Origin of the sequence: Sphingopyxis sp. (assembly GCF_019459305.1) — a bacterium.
GTDB lineage: Bacteria > Pseudomonadota > Alphaproteobacteria > Sphingomonadales > Sphingomonadaceae > Sphingopyxis.
The window spans coordinates 20,572-35,121 of sequence record NZ_JAIBES010000154.1 but is presented as its reverse complement, the minus strand read 5'-3'; the positions used below and the strand labels follow the sequence as shown (position 1 = coordinate 35,121).

The 14,550-nt window shown below is 63.5% G+C and carries 13 protein-coding genes; 5 read left to right on the top strand and 8 right to left on the bottom strand.

All coding sequences use genetic code 11. The annotated features are described in order from the left end of the window. Positions 1–191 precede the first annotated feature (191 nt). Entirely contained in the window at positions 192–923 is a 732-nt protein-coding gene (locus tag K0M74_RS19615) for an SDR family oxidoreductase (protein ID WP_293976233.1), read from the top strand. Further along, entirely contained in the window at positions 917–1,519 is a 603-nt protein-coding gene (locus tag K0M74_RS19610; protein WP_293976231.1) for a 2-hydroxychromene-2-carboxylate isomerase, read from the top strand. The genes K0M74_RS19615 and K0M74_RS19610 overlap by 7 nt, the downstream gene beginning before the upstream one ends. A 47-nt stretch (positions 1,520–1,566) precedes the next feature. On the opposite strand, the gene K0M74_RS19605 is transcribed toward K0M74_RS19610, so the two are convergent. Continuing rightward, positions 1,567–2,565, bottom strand: a complete 999-nt coding sequence (locus K0M74_RS19605; RefSeq protein ID WP_293976229.1) for a DUF3011 domain-containing protein — start codon at positions 2,563–2,565, stop codon at positions 1,567–1,569. A 146-nt stretch (positions 2,566–2,711) separates the two neighbouring features. Between K0M74_RS19605 and murA the strand changes: the two genes are divergently transcribed. After that, positions 2,712–3,995 (top strand): UDP-N-acetylglucosamine 1-carboxyvinyltransferase, encoded by a 1,284-nt coding sequence (murA, locus tag K0M74_RS19600; RefSeq protein ID WP_293976227.1) that lies wholly within the window; start codon positions 2,712–2,714, stop codon positions 3,993–3,995. Positions 3,996–4,004: 9 nt separating this feature from the next. Here the strand turns inward: murA and K0M74_RS19595 are convergent, their stop codons facing one another. The 4 genes from K0M74_RS19595 to K0M74_RS19580 are packed head-to-tail and all read right to left on the bottom strand — an operon-like array spanning position 4,005 to position 7,990. Further along, positions 4,005–4,958 carry a DMT family transporter gene (locus K0M74_RS19595; protein ID WP_293976225.1) on the bottom strand — a complete coding sequence of 318 codons (954 nt, stop codon included), beginning with the start codon at positions 4,956–4,958 and terminating at the stop codon, positions 4,005–4,007. Continuing rightward, positions 4,955–5,965 carry a low specificity L-threonine aldolase gene (locus tag K0M74_RS19590; RefSeq protein ID WP_293976223.1) on the bottom strand — a complete coding sequence of 337 codons (1,011 nt, stop codon included), beginning with the start codon at positions 5,963–5,965 and terminating at the stop codon, positions 4,955–4,957. Before K0M74_RS19590 ends, K0M74_RS19595 begins: the two co-directional genes overlap by 4 nt. A 41-nt stretch (positions 5,966–6,006) precedes the next feature. After that, the gene (locus tag K0M74_RS19585; RefSeq protein ID WP_293976221.1) at positions 6,007–6,762 is read right to left on the bottom strand and encodes a hypothetical protein; all 756 of its coding nucleotides are present in this window, start codon (positions 6,760–6,762) and stop codon (positions 6,007–6,009) included. Positions 6,763–6,772: 10 nt separating this feature from the next. Then, positions 6,773–7,990 carry an argininosuccinate synthase gene (locus K0M74_RS19580; protein ID WP_293976219.1) on the bottom strand — a complete coding sequence of 406 codons (1,218 nt, stop codon included), beginning with the start codon at positions 7,988–7,990 and terminating at the stop codon, positions 6,773–6,775. Between the two features lie 381 nt (positions 7,991–8,371). Here K0M74_RS19580 and K0M74_RS19575 point away from each other — a divergent pair, with 381 nt between their 5' ends. Continuing rightward, on the top strand, positions 8,372–10,438 hold the full coding sequence (locus K0M74_RS19575; protein ID WP_293976217.1) for a S46 family peptidase: 2,067 nt from the start codon (positions 8,372–8,374) through the stop codon (positions 10,436–10,438). Positions 10,439–10,532: 94 nt separating this feature from the next. Continuing rightward, positions 10,533–10,970 carry a DUF1801 domain-containing protein gene (locus K0M74_RS19570; protein ID WP_293976215.1) on the top strand — a complete coding sequence of 146 codons (438 nt, stop codon included), beginning with the start codon at positions 10,533–10,535 and terminating at the stop codon, positions 10,968–10,970. A gap of 119 nt (positions 10,971–11,089) precedes the next feature. Here the strand turns inward: K0M74_RS19570 and K0M74_RS19565 are convergent, their stop codons facing one another. Genes K0M74_RS19565 through K0M74_RS19555 form a run of 3 tightly spaced genes read right to left on the bottom strand, consistent with a single transcriptional unit; the run spans position 11,090 to position 14,451 of the window. Next, positions 11,090–11,860, bottom strand: coding sequence for a molybdopterin-dependent oxidoreductase (locus K0M74_RS19565; RefSeq protein WP_293976213.1), 771 nt, complete (start codon positions 11,858–11,860; stop codon positions 11,090–11,092). Beyond that, positions 11,857–12,714, bottom strand: coding sequence for a cytochrome b/b6 domain-containing protein (locus K0M74_RS19560; protein WP_293976211.1), 858 nt, complete (start codon positions 12,712–12,714; stop codon positions 11,857–11,859). The genes K0M74_RS19565 and K0M74_RS19560 overlap by 4 nt, the downstream gene beginning before the upstream one ends. 30 nt (positions 12,715–12,744) lie before the next feature. Next, complete coding sequence (locus K0M74_RS19555) at positions 12,745–14,451, bottom strand: class I adenylate-forming enzyme family protein (protein WP_293976209.1); 1,707 nt, start codon at positions 14,449–14,451, stop codon at positions 12,745–12,747. Between the last annotated feature and the right edge of the window lie 99 nt (positions 14,452–14,550).

Here is a 14,550-nt window from a genome sequence, read left to right as displayed (position 1 = left end):
CCCCCCCCAAACCCCCCCCAGTGCCCCCCACCCCAACCAAACCCCGGGGGGTTACCCCCACCGGGGGTGCCGCGGCAGCGCCCCCAATGACGGTGTTCTTACGCGCAACCGCAGCTCCCTTTGGCGTCTTCAAAAATCTCTTGTCACTATGATTATCATAGTTACTATCGGATGCAAGAGGAGAGTCGCACATGCCCAATCCCGCAGCCGTCATCATCGGGGCCGGAGACGCCACCGGCGGCGCTATCGCCCGCGCCTTCGCAGCCGAAGGCCTGGCCGCCTGCGTCAACCGCCGCGAACGCAACGCCGATCAGCTCGAAGCGCTGGCGCAGTCGATCCGCGACGACGGCTTGTCGGCTCGCGCCTTTCCTGCCGACGCACGCGACGAAGCGGCGATGATCGCGCTGTTCGATCAGGTTGAGGCCGAGGTTGGCCCCATTGAGGTCGCGGTGTTCAACATTGGCGCCAACGTCAATTTCCCGATCAGCGAAACGACGGTGCGCGTTTACACCAAGGTATGGGAAATGGCATGCCTTGGTGGCTTCCTGATGGGGCGCGAGGCGGCAAAGCGGATGACTCCACGGGGGCGCGGCACGATCATCTTCACCGGCGCCACCGCGTCGTTGCGCGGCGGGTCGGGCTATGCCGCCTTTTCGGGCGCCAAAGGCGCGCTCCGGATGCTCGCGCAGGCAATGGCACGTGAACTGGGGCCACAGGGTATCCACGTCGCGCACACCGTCATCGACGGCGCGATCGACACCGAATTCATCAAGAGCCGCCATCCCGATTTCGAAAACGCCAAGGCGCAGGATCTGATCCTCAATCCGGCCGCCATCGCCGCCAATTATGTGATGCTCCACAAGCAGCCAAAGAGCGCCTGGACGCACGAACTCGACCTTCGCCCCTGGGGAGAAAAATGGTGACCAAGACGCTCGAACTGATTTTCGATTTTGGCAGCCCCAACGCCTATCTGGCGATGAAGGCATTGCCCGAGCTACTCGACCGCACCGGCGCTGACCTGCTCATCACGCCGTGCTTGCTCGGCGGCGTTTTCAAGGCGACGGGCAACAAGGCGCCAATGATCCAATATGCCGATGCGCCGGCCAAGCTGGCCTATGAAAATCTGGAGATGCGGCGCTTCATCGAAAAACATGGCCTGGGGAAATTTCGCCTCAATCCGCATTTCCCGGTCAACACGCTGACCATCATGCGCGGCGCGATCGTCGCCGACGATGAGGGCGTGCTCGACGATTATGTCGACGCGGTGAACCGCGCGATGTGGGAAGACGGGCTGAAGATGGACGACGCCGACGTCGTCGCAACCTTCCTGTCGGCGAATGGCTTCGATGGCCCAGCGCTGCTCGCGCGGACGCAGGAGCCCGAGATCAAGGCAAAGCTCGTCGCCAACACCGAAGTCGCGGTCGCCCGCGGGGTGTTTGGCATCCCGACCTTCTTCGTCGGCGATGCGATGTTCTTTGGGAAAGACCGGCTTGGTCAGATCGAAGAGGCACTCGCCTGACTATCACCTCGCCGCCCTCGCTCACGCGGGGGCAGCCGCCTCTTGCCTCAGCTGAAATCTAGTTGAATGATGTCGCTCGGCGTCGCGCGGCAATAGATTTCGATCGGACGCGCGCCGTCGGGGTAGGTCGCGGTCATCGCCGCACGGATCCGCCAGCCGCCATTGCCCTGTTCGAGCGAGACCAGCTTGTCATAAGACAGACGCGTGCCGCCAGTCACCCCGATCTGCCGCGCCGCATCAGTCATGCAATTCTGCACCGACGGGCGGGACGCGCTCGGCAAGCCGCTCAGATTGGCGCTCAACTTCGCTGGCGGACCGGCGGGATATGTCGCCTCGCCGCTGTCAGGCGCTGCGGTTTCGGCCTTCTTTTTCTTCTGGCTGGCGAGCAATGCCAGCAAACCGCCAGCCACCACGATGCCGCCAATGATCAGTCCGGTGCTCGGCCCCTTGTTCTTTTCGCGCTCGATCGGCCGCACATTGCGGTACCCATAGCCAAATTCCGCGCGGCAGCCGTTGTTCACCCAGATATAATCGTTGGTGTAACCCCACTGCCGCCCGGCGTTGCATTTGCCGCCGAGCTTGCGCAGCCGATCGACGCGGTTGCTGGTGGGGACATTGCATTGCTCATAGCGATTGCTGCGCGATTCACAGCGCAGCGTTCCGGCATAATCATCGACAGGTTGCGGCAAGGGCGTCGGATAACCACCGCCGCTCGCATAGCCAAAACCGAATTCGGCGCGGCAGCCGCCCGACACCCAGATCTGGTTTGCAGTGAACCCCCAATCGCGCCCCTTCGAACAGCCACCGCCGATCACGCGCAACAGATCGACGCGATTGTCAGTGCGGACGTTGCAGCGCTGGATCTTGTTATTCCGCGATTCACAGCGGAGCGTTCCCGCATAGCCCTGATACCCCGGTCGCGGCGGCTGTATCTGTGGCCCACCTGGCTGCGGATAGGGGTAGGTTGACTGCGGCATCGCCGGGACAACCAGCTGGCTGGCGATCAATGCCGACGACGTAGCGATCGTGACGAGACTATTACGCATGACCTTCTCCCCCCTGAAAAGTCTGCTCGGTTCGCACTGCCTTTGCAGAACTCTAACCCAGCCGCGACAGTTTCACATTTCCAACCGGAAAGCCACGGCGAAAGGTGCGCGCTTGCGCGCCTGCGCCCGTGCGCTAAAGACAGCCGATGGATCAAATCGTCATTCGCGGCGGCCAGCGACTCAAGGGCCGTATCCCCATCTCCGGCGCCAAGAATGCGGCGCTGACCCTGCTGCCGTGCGCGCTGCTCACCGACGAGCCGCTGACCCTGCGCAACCTGCCGCGGCTCGCCGATGTCGACGGCTTTGGCCACTTGCTCAACCAGCTCGGTTGCTCGACGACGATCGAGGGGTCGCGGCCCGAAGATTTCGGCCGCGTGATGACCGCGCGGACGACGACGCTCACATCGACCGTCGCGCCCTACGACATCGTGCGCAAGATGCGCGCTTCGATCCTCGTGCTCGGGCCGCTGCTCGCGCGCGCTGGTGAGGCGACGGTGTCACTGCCCGGCGGCTGCGCGATCGGTAACCGCCCGATCGACCTGCACCTAAAAGCCCTCGAAGCTTTTGGCGCCCAGATCGAGCTGACCTCGGGCTATGTGAAGGCCGTCGCCCCCGGCGGACGCCTTGCGGGCGGCAAGTTCACCTTTCCCGTCGTCTCCGTCGGCGCGACCGAAAATGCGCTGATGGCGGCGTCACTGGCCAAAGGCACTTGCGTGCTCGAGAACGCCGCGCGCGAGCCCGAGATTGTCGACCTGTGCAACTGCCTGGTTGCGATGGGCGCGCATATCGACGGCATCGGTACCGAAACGCTCATCATCGAGGGCGTCGATCGCCTGCACGGCGCGACGTACCGCGTCATGGCCGACCGTATCGAAGCGGGCAGCTATGCCTGCGCCGCGGTGATCACCGAGGGCGATGTCGAACTGGTCGGCGCCAAGGCCAGCGAAATGGAAGCGACGCTGAGCGCACTGCGTCAGGCAGGCGCCACAGTCGAGGAAACCAAGAGTGGCATTCGCGTCGCCATGTCGGGCCGCGCCGAACCTGTCACGCTGTCGACCGCGCCTTATCCCGGCTTCGCCACCGACATGCAGGCGCAGTTCATGGCGATGGCGACCCTCGGCAAGGGCGCCAGCCTGTTCACCGAAACGATCTTTGAGAACCGTTATATGCACGTCCCCGAACTGGCGCGCATGGGCTGCGACATTGATGTGCGCGGTCGCAGCGCCGTGGTGCGCGGCGTCGACCACCTCGTCGGCGCGCCGGTGATGGCGACCGACCTGCGCGCCTCGATGAGCCTGATCATTGCCGGTCTGGCAGCGCAAGGGACGACCGAGGTCAACCGCGTCTATCACCTCGATCGCGGCTACGAACGACTCGAAGAGAAACTTCAGGCGGTCGGCGCCGACATCGAACGGATCAGCGCGGGTTAGCGTCTGGCGCTAATCGGCGTCGACCGGAACCGCTACCATGTTCCCGCTGACCGAAGGCCGCTCGGGCCGCTTGGCCACCGCGATCACCAGCCCGATCAGCGCAACCACGCCGCCACCGATCGACAGCGGCGCCCAGCGATACCCTTCGAATATCGTCGAAAAGCCCATCGCGATGATCGGGATCAGCACGCTCGACCATGCCGCCTGCCCCGGCCCGACGGCGCGGATGATGTTGAAGTACAGCGGGAAGGTCACCGCGCTGGCAATGACCCCCAAATACAGCACACCGACTAGATAGGCGGATGTCGGCTCGATCACCGGCGGGCCGATGGTCACCCATGCGAAAACGGCGTCGCCCACTGCACCAAACAGCATCGCCCAGGCGATCATCACCACCATCGACTGCGCGCGCGCGATGTTGCTCCCTTGCATCACATTGGAAGCAGATGCGCTCATAACGCCGCATAGGGTCAGCGCGGTGCCGATCAGCACTTCGGCAGCACCAACGGCGGCGGCGCGATATTCCTGAAGGATCATCATCCCCACCCCGACGATCGCGATCCCGGCGCCGAGCAGGAAACGGCCCTCGACCTTGGTCTTCAGGAACACGCGCCCGAGCAAGGTGTTGGGGACGATCAAGAGCGCGAACAGCACCGCGACTAGTCCCGAGGTGATGTGAAGTTCGGCGCGATAGACGAAGTTAAAATTGAACGCGAACTGGGCCGTCCCCAGCAAGGCGGCAAATCCCCAACCGTACCCCGACAGCGTCAACCGTTCGCCGCGCCACGCCGCATAAGCGAACATCGCGGCGGCGCCGACGAAAAAGCGGTAAGCGACCGACCAGCTGGGCGGAACGACGCCTAGCTGCCCGGTGATCACGATCCACGTCGATCCCCAGATCAGGGTGACGAAGAGAAAGGGTAATAATACGCGCGGCGTCAGCAGGCTCGGCGGCGCGCTCATAGCGCCGCGATCGCGGCCGCAAACGGCGCGACTGCGTCGGCGTCTTGATCCCAGCTGACGACCAGACGCGCCGCGCCTTCGCCCCAGTCGTAAAAATCGAACCCGGCGCCGCGCAGTTTTGCGGCTTCGGCGGCGGTCAGGCGCACGAACAACTCGTTCGCCTCGACCGGGTGCATCAGCCGGTCGCCGCACGCCGCCGCAAGGGTCGCTGCCCCGGCGTTGGCGGCACGGGCGTTGTCGAGCCACAGGTCATTGTTCAGCATTGCGCGAATCTGCGCCGCCACGAACCGCCCCTTGCTGAGCAAATGGCCGCCGCGCTTCTTGAGCTCGCGCACGCCCGGCCCGCCGCTGCCACCGAAAAAGACGATCGCCTCAGCCATCATCGCGCCATTTTTGGTGAAGCCGAACGACAGCGCATCGACCCCGGCGCGCCAGGTCACGTCGGCAGGGGCGCAATCCAAATAAGCGACGGCATTGGCGAAGCGGGCGCCGTCCATATGCAGTTTCATGCCATTGGCGCGCGCAATCTGGCTGATCTCGCCAATCTCGTCGGCGCGCCAGACGAGGCCATATTCGGTCGCGTTGGTGATGCTGATCGCCGCGGGCTGGACCTGATGGACATCTTTGCGAATCCCCGCAATCCGCGCTTTCAACGCTTCGGCGTCGATCTTGGCGCCGCGCCCGGGCAGTGTCATCAGCTTGGCACCGCCCGAATAAAAGGTCGGGGCGCCGCACTCATCGACCTCGATATGCGCTTCCTCGTAACAGAGGATGCCCTGCCACGGCCGGACAAAATGGGCGAGGATGATGCTGTTCGCGGCGGTGCCGGTGGGGATCCACACGACCTCGCAGTCCGTCTCGAACAACTCAGAAAAGTTCGCGTCGAGCGACTGGCTCAGCGCATCGCCGTCATAAGCGGTGTCGACATGGTTGGCAGCCGCCATCGCTTCCATCACCACCGGATGAACCGTTGCAGCATTGTCGGAGAAAAAGCGGGTCGCGGTCACGAATCGCGCCTTAGCGTAGGTCCGTCTGTCATGCTAACCCTTCATTTTGGTTGCGTTTCATTGACAGCCTCACCGCCCGCCGCATCAGCAGCCCCCCCGGCAATTGTTGCACCCCCGGCGACACCAAGCCCGCCGGCCATACCGACCCCGCCGCCGCTCATCCCGCCACCGCGTCCACCGCCGCCGCCTCCTCGATCGCGCCCCGAACCGCCGCCCTTGCCGCCGCCGCTCGATGGGCGGGTCGGACCTTGCAACGGGATGACAACGTCGTCAGGCACCGGATCGAGATCGAGCGCCTGACGAATGAAATCGCGCAGCGCGATCACCAGGTCGTGAACATGCACGGGCCGCCCATCAGCCAGTTCGCGCGCGGCGCGGCTGGCTAGCCGCACCTGGTCTTCGGTGCCGAGCAGGATGATGTCGGACAGCGCCGCTTCGACCGCATCGCGGATCCGGCGTGGTCGGTCCGATTCGCCTTCGCTCGAATCGCCGTTCGCAGCTTCGCCCGACAAGTCGATCGGCGGCGCGGCCTCGCCCTCGACGGGCACAGCTCGCCGCCTATCGCGTAGATGCCGCGGATCGACCGTCAGGTCACCGGTGAAGGAACCGCCCAGCGTCTTGTACGCCGCCATCAACGTGCGCAGCCGCTCGTTGATCTGGCGGTTCATCCGTTCGCGGCGCTGCTGGATGGTCATCATCACCATCAGCCGGATGCCGACCCCGATCAGGGTGAAAAGCGCCAGCCCCAGCAATGTCGTCCCGATGCTTTGCCATGACGAAAAATCGAACAAGCGCATCGGCGTCTTCCTATCGATCGCGTTTGGCGAGCAGCTTCAGGCGCAGCGCGTTGAGCTTGATGAAGCCCGCAGCATCCTTCTGGTCATAGGCGCCGGCGTCATCCTCGAACGTCACATGGCGTTCGCTGTATAGGCTATTCGGCGACTTGCGGCCGACGACGTTCGCATTGCCCTTGTAGAGCTTGAGCCGGACGGTGCCGCTGACCTTTTCCTGGCTATGGTCGATCGCCGCCTGCAGCATTTCGCGCTCGGGGGCGAACCAGAAACCGTTGTAGATGAGCTCGGCATATTTCGGCATCAGCTCGTCTTTGAGATGCGCGGCGCCGCGATCGAGGGTGATGCTTTCGATACCGCGATGGGCGCGCGCGTAAATCTCGCCGCCTGGCGTCTCGTACATGCCGCGCGACTTCATGCCGACGAAGCGGTTCTCGACGAGGTCGAGGCGGCCAATGCCGTGCTTGCGGCCAAGGTCGTTGAGCGCCGCAAGCAAGGTTGCAGGCGACATCGCCTGCCCGTTCAGCGCGACGCCATCACCGCGCTCGAAATCGACGGTGATATATTCAGGGGTGTCGGGCGCATCCTCCGGATTGACGGTGCGCGAATAGACATAGTCCGGGGTCTCATCCCACGGATTTTCGAGCACCTTGCCCTCACTCGAGGTGTGCAGCAAATTGGCGTCGGTCGAAAACGGGCTTTCGCCGCGCTTGTCCTTCGGCACCGGAATCTGGTGCTGTTCGGCCCAGGCGATCAGCGCGGTGCGGCTGGTCAGATCCCATTCGCGCCACGGCGCGATCACCTTGATGTCGGGGTTCAGCGCATAGGCCGACAGCTCGAACCGGACCTGATCATTGCCCTTCCCCGTCGCGCCGTGTGCCACGGCGTCGGCGCCGGTTTCCCTGGCGATCTCGACCAGCCGCTTCGAAATCAGCGGCCGCGCGATGCTGGTACCAAGCAGGTAATCGCCCTCGTACCGCGCATTGGCGCGCATCATCGGGAAGACGAAGTCGCGGACGAATTCCTCTTTCAGATCGTCGATATAAATATGCTCGGGCTTGATCCCCATCAGCTCGGCCTTGGCGCGCGCGGGTTCAAGTTCCTCGCCTTGCCCGAGGTCAGCGGTAAAGGTCACCACTTCGCAGCCATAGGTAACCTGCAGCCACTTCAGGATGACGCTGGTATCGAGACCGCCCGAATAGGCGAGGACGACGCGCTTTATGGAATCGGACATGGCTGTACCTTTGGCGAGGGGATGACGCGGGCGCGGCTAGCAGCCCCGCCCCCGCGACGCAACGCCCGCCATGCCCGCCGCGCGGAGGGAGCGGCGCAACTTGTCAAGCTTGTCACTCGTTTTCCCCCCAGAAGTCGCTGCGCGTGAAGGGCGCCGCCGACGCGTCGTCCAAGAAGAATACGGCCATTGGCGGGGCGCCCGTGCCATATTACCGGCGATTGAAGCACCGCAGAACAATGTGGGAAAGGCCCGCGCGGTCCTATTTTTATCGCGCCGTTAAAAGGCATTAGCTCTACGTTTGCCATCATGCATATTCACTTGGCCGCGCGGGCGAGCGCCGCTAGTGTCCGATGAAACTATATGTCTTGGACGAGGAACTTTATGCGCCTGACTCTTGCTTTAGCTGCCGTTGCCGCCACTTTTGCCGCCACCGCCCCCGCCGCTGCCGACGAAGGCATGTGGACCTTTGACGGGGTGCCGACCGACGCAATTCGCAGCACTTATGGCTGGGCGCCCGACAAACAATGGCTGGATCGGACTCAGGCTTCGGCGGTGCGGCTGACCGGTGGCTGTTCGGCCTCCTTCGTTTCGAGCGAGGGGCTGATCCTGACCAACCACCACTGCGTCATCAGCTGCCTGCAGAATCTGTCGACCGCCGACAACGATCTGGTCACGGCAGGCTTCAACGCCGCCGATCGGCCCCGCGAGCGCCAATGTCCGGGCCAGCAGGCCGAAGTCGTCACCTCGATCACCGATGTCACCGGGGACATCCAGGGCGTGATCGGATCGTTGACCGGCGCGGCGCTGGTCAAGGCCCGCGACGCGCGCATTGCCGAAATCGAGGCCACGGGCTGCACCGATCGCGCCAAGACCCGCTGTCAGGTCGTCACCCTGTTCGGCGGCGGCCAGTACAAGCTGTATCAATATCGCAAATATAGCGACGTCCGCATCGCGTGGGCGCCCGAATTTCAGGCCGCTTTCTTTGGCGGCGATCCCGACAATTTCAACTTCCCGCGCTACGCGATGGATGCCGCGTTCCTGCGCGCCTATGAAGACGGCAAGCCCGTGGCGACGCCAACCCACCTCAAATGGAATCCGCGCGCGCCGCAGGAAGGCGAGATCACCTTTGTCGTCGGCAACCCCGGCTCGACCCAGCGCCTACTGACCGAAACCCAGCGCGAATTCCAGCGCTCCGAACGCCTGCCGCTGACGCTGATCCTGACATCCGAATATCGCGGGCGGCTGATCGCCAAGATGGAAGGCAGCCCTGAAAAGACCCGCGAAGGCGGTGACACGCTGTTCGGCTATGAAAACAGCTTCAAAGCGCAATCGGGCCAGTTCCGCGCGCTGAACGATCCCTCCTTTACGGCCAAGATGGCGGCGGACGAGGCCGATCTGCGCGCGCGCACAAAGGGCAATGCCGACATCGGCGATCCATGGGCGGAAATCGACAAAGCGATGGCGGGGCGCCGCGACACCTATCTCGACGGCGTATTCCTTGAGCGCGGCCCGGCGTCCTATTCGAAGCTGGCGGGTTATGCACAGACGCTGGTTCGCGCTGCGGCCGAGCGCACCAAGCCCAACAACGAACGCCTGCCCGGTTTCACCGATTCGGCGCTGCCGCTGACTGAAAAGCGGCTAACCGATCCAGTACCGACCTATCCCTGGCTGGAAGAATTGGGCGTCGGTTTCTGGGCGAGCAAGGCGCGCGAATATCTCGGAACCGACAATGCAGACATCCAGGCGCTGCTGGGCAAGGAAAGCCCGGGAGCGCTCGGCAAGCGGCTGGTCGAAGGAACCAAGCTCGCCGACCCTGCCTATCGCAAGCAATTGTGGGAAGGCGGCGCGGCAGCAATTGCAGCGTCGGACGATCCGATGATCCGCTTCTTTGCCCAGCTCGATCCGCGCGCCCGCGCGATCAAGACGGCGTTCGACCGCGACTTTGACGCGCCGGTCACCGCGGCGCAGGCGCGGCTCGCCAAGGCGCGCTTCGCCGCCTATGGCGACAAACTCTATCCCGATGCGACCTTCACGCTGCGGCTGTCTTATGGCCAGGTGAAGGGTTGGACCGAGCGCGGTAAGCCGGTGCCGTCAACCACCGTGATGGGCGGCACGTACGACCGCGCGACGGGGCAGCTGCCGTACAAGCTCGCCGACGGATTCGTGAACGCCGAGTCCCGCATCGACAAAAATGTCGTCTATGACTTCGTTACCACCAACGACATCATTGGCGGCAATTCAGGATCGCCGGTGATCGCCCGCGACGGCAGCGTCATTGGAACCGCATTCGACGGCAATATCCATTCGCTTGGCGGCAATTTCGGCTATGATGGCACGCTGAACCGGACGGTCGTCGTATCGACCGCAGCGATTCAGGAAGGGCTGGAGAAAATCTGGCCCGCCCCGGCGCTGGTCGCCGAACTCGCAGGCAAGCGCACGCGGCGCTGATCGCGCGGCAGGCAACGCGGGGTCGCTGCACGCGGCCCCGCTGTGTTTGGATTTTCGGGCCTGTAACGCTATCCTTACCATGGGAAGACACGCCATGGGAAAAACCGAGAACAAGACCAAAGCCACCGGAGTCGGAGTAGCCGACTTCATCGCCGCGGTGCCCGAGGCGCGGCGGCGCGAGGAGGCTGCGGTAATCGATGCGATGCACCGCCGGGTGACAGGGCTGGAACCCAAGATGTGGGGGCCGTCGATCATCGGTTACGGCAGCTATGACTACAAATATGACAGCGGCCGGTCGGGGACAATGTGCCGCGCCGGATTCAGCCCACGCAAGGCGGCGCTGACACTCTATCTGATGGGCAATTATTACAACCGGCAGGACGAAGCCGAAGCGCTGTTCGCGCGGCTGGGCAAGCACAAGACGGGCAAATCCTGCCTGTACATCAACAAGCTGGCGGACGTCGATTTGGACGTTCTGGAACAGCTGGTCGCGCTCAGCTGGGACAGCATGAACGAGGTTTATCCGACATAAAAGGCAGCGTCATTGCGAGGAGCCGAAGGTGACGCCGCAATCCAGAGCCTGCGGTAACCGCTCTGGATTGGTAGGCTTACGGCCGCCTTCGGCCCGTTTCGCTCGCAATGACGAGCGGTCTATATCCCCGCGTACCATTCATAATCGATACGGTCTTCCCAATAGCCGCCCTTGCCCGCGCCGATGCCTTCGAGGCTGGCGACTGCTTCGATACCCGTCACATATTTGGCGTGCTTATAGCCAAGCTGACGTTCGATACGTAGCCGCAGCGGGGCGCCATTGGCGATCGGCACGACCGCATCGTTGAGCGCCCAAGCCATGATCGTCTGCGGATGGCGCGCATCGACCATGTCGCAGCTTTCGTAGTAGAGCGCGTCGCCGATCCGGTCGGCGCAGCGAAAGACAATGTAACCTGCGCTGTCTTTGACCCCGGCTGCGGTCAGAATGCGGCTGAGTTGCACGCCAGTCCACTGGCCGATCGCGCTCCACCCCTCGACGCAGTCATGGCGGGTGATCTGGGTGCGCTGCGGCATCGAACGAATGTCGGCCAGCGACAACGACAGTGGGCGGGCAACGAGCCCGGTGACCGCAACCCGCCAGTCGGCAAAGCCGCGCGCCGCATGCGCGGCATAGGCAGCCCCGGCGGGCAAGCGCGTGCCGTTGGCGCGGAAAATCGGCGACAGGTCGGCGCGGGTGAACTCGCGCGCCAGCGCATTGCGGTCGATCAGTGCGCGGTGGCTCGCGCGGTTCATTTCCTCGCCCATCGACAATATTTTGCGCACAGCGGGCGCGTCGTTGATCGCGTCGCAGGCCGAGAGCAGCGGCAAGGTGGCCGCCAGGCCGCCCGCGCGCGCAATCAGCTGGCGCCGCGGCATGACAAATTCGCTCATGCGCCGTCCTTTCTTTCGGCCGGCAGGTGGAACCAGCCCGACACCATCGACCGGATTTCGTTCACCGGACCCGCAAGCAGAACCATCGCAATATGAACAAAGAAAAAAGCCACCAACGCCCACGCCACGATGAAGTGGATCGAACGCGCCGACTGGCGCCCGCCAAACAGGTCGAGCAGCCATGGTGCGCCCGCGTTGATCCCCGGCGACATGGTCAGGCCCGTTGCGATCATCAACGGCAGCAGGACAAAGATGACCCCGATGTAGGAGAGTTTCTGAAGAATATTGTAGCGCGCCGCAGCTTCGCCCTTCGGGAACCGCAGCCGCGCATGCTGCTTGATGTCGTGCCAGATGTGACGCGGCGACCATTCGCTGCGGCAAACATGCAGGTCTTTGTTCAAATGGCCGCCGGATGCTGTCCACAGCAGATAAAGCGTCAGTGCGATCGACAGCACCCACGCAAAGAACAGGTGCCAGCGCCGCCCGTCGGCCAAATTGTAGCTCGTCGGAATCGTTGCCCAGCCCGGAAAGGCCCAGGTCTTTTCGACCCCCTCGGCATTGGTCCAGCGACCCAGCACACCGGTCGTTTCGAGCCTTAGCGACCCGATCCGCAAATAGCCGGTGTCGGGTGTCGAGCCGATCACCAGCCAGGCGGGATCGTTGTTGGCGCCATATTCGCCCCAATAAAGCCGCGGGTGCGCGTTGAAGATCATCAGCCCGCTCATCAGCAGGATGAGCAGGGTGACGGCGTTGACCCAATGCCAGATGCGCGTCGGCAACCGGTGGCGATAGACGCGCACCGGTGCCAGCGGGACGGGCGCCGACGGAGCGACGGGAGTTTCAGCCTGGGCCATGATCCCGGTTCGCTCCTTCCCCGCCAAAAGTTACGCAGCGACCTCCGCTGCATATTCGGCACGATATTGATTGCGCAAACTGACCTTGTCGATCTTTTCGCTGCCCAGCTTGGGGAGCGCATCGTTCGACATCCAGATCTTGCACGGCACCTTGTACGGCGCGAGCCGCTGACTGAGGAACGAACACATATCCTCCGCGGTGAGCGTGCTACCGGGTTTCACCCAGATGACCGCGCCGACCACTTCGCCGAGCCGCTCGTCGGGCAGGCCGAACACCGCGCATTCGTTGGTGTCGGCATGCTCGTAGATCGCCGCTTCGACTTCCTGGCAGCTGATATTTTCGCCGCCGCGGATGATGATGTCCTTCTTGCGATCGACGATGAACAGATAGCCGTCCTCGTCGAGATAGCCGAGGTCACCCGAGCGGAAATAGCCATTGTCGAAAAAGGCCGCCCTGGTCGCCGCCTCGTTTTTCCAATAGCCTTCGAAATTGGCGACCGAGCGGATGCACACTTCGCCGACGCTGCCCTGAGGCAGTTCATCGCCGCTATCGTCGAGGATCGCCATATCGACCAGCGGCTTCGACGCTGGGCCGGTCGACAGCGGCTTGGCAACGTAATTTTCGTTGATGATCCCGCAGCCGACCGCGTTGGTTTCGGTGAGGCCGTAACCGAGCAGCGGCTTCGCCTCGCCCATTTCGGTCGCGAGGCGCTTTACATGCTCCGGCGGCCGCGGCGCGCCACCGCCGGCGTAACTTTTGCACGTCGACAGATCGTAATTCTTGCGGTTCGGATGTGTGAGGATTTCATAGCTCATCAGGGGCACGCCGACGAAATAATTGCATTGCTCGTCCTGGATCAGCCGCATCGCTTCCTCGGCGTTCCATTTCGGCATCAGCACCAGTTTGCGGCCGAGCGCGAAGCTTTGCAGGAACACCGGGATTTCGGCGGTGACGTGGAACAGCGGGGTACAGATCAGGGTCGCAGGCTGGATGTCCGACATCAGCCCGTCCTGGGTCAGCAGATGCACGATGCTGGCGGTCTGGGTCACATAGTTGAAGATCGCCTGCACCACGGCTTCATGGCGCGAATAGGCGCCCTTCGACTGGCCGGTCGAGCCCGAGGTGAACAGGATCGTTGCCAGATCCTGCCCGGTAAGCACCGGCAACACCGTCGCCGCATTGCCGCCCGCGCTGGTGATCGGCGCAATCGCCTGATCGATCGGCTGGGTCAGGTCGAGCGTGATGACCTTGGCGCCATGGTCGACCTCTTCCAGCCGCGCCGCGCGCTGCACATCGGCGATGACCAGTTTGGTTTCGCTGTCGGTAATTCCTGCGGCCAGCTCGCCGCCCTGCCACCAACCGTTGAGCAGGGTCGCGCAGCCGCCCGCGAGCAAAATGCCGATATAGCAAACGCACCACGCATTCGCGTTGCGCATCGCCAGCCCGACGCGGTCGCCGCGCTGCACGCCATAGCCATCGACCAGCCCGGCGGCGACCTGCCGCGCTGCCATATAGACCTGTTTGAACGACAGCCGTTCGTCGCCTTCGACCAGAAACGTCGCGTCGCCATGCTGCATCGCGAAATAGGCGACATAGTCGGCCAGGTTCGTGGGCGCGTTAGTGATGAAGGGAAGCTGCCGGCCGAAGCGTTCGACGGACCCGACCTGGATCGGTCCGCCCGGACCGGTGATCAGATTATAGGCGGCTTCCAGGCGCAAATCGAGCGCTGATGGCATCTTGTATCTCTCCTCTTGGTCTCGCTGGCCGAACCCCTTATGGGGAGGCCTCTCCCGGGGAAGGACCACGCGACTTTATGTTTCTTTTTGCAACCCTAG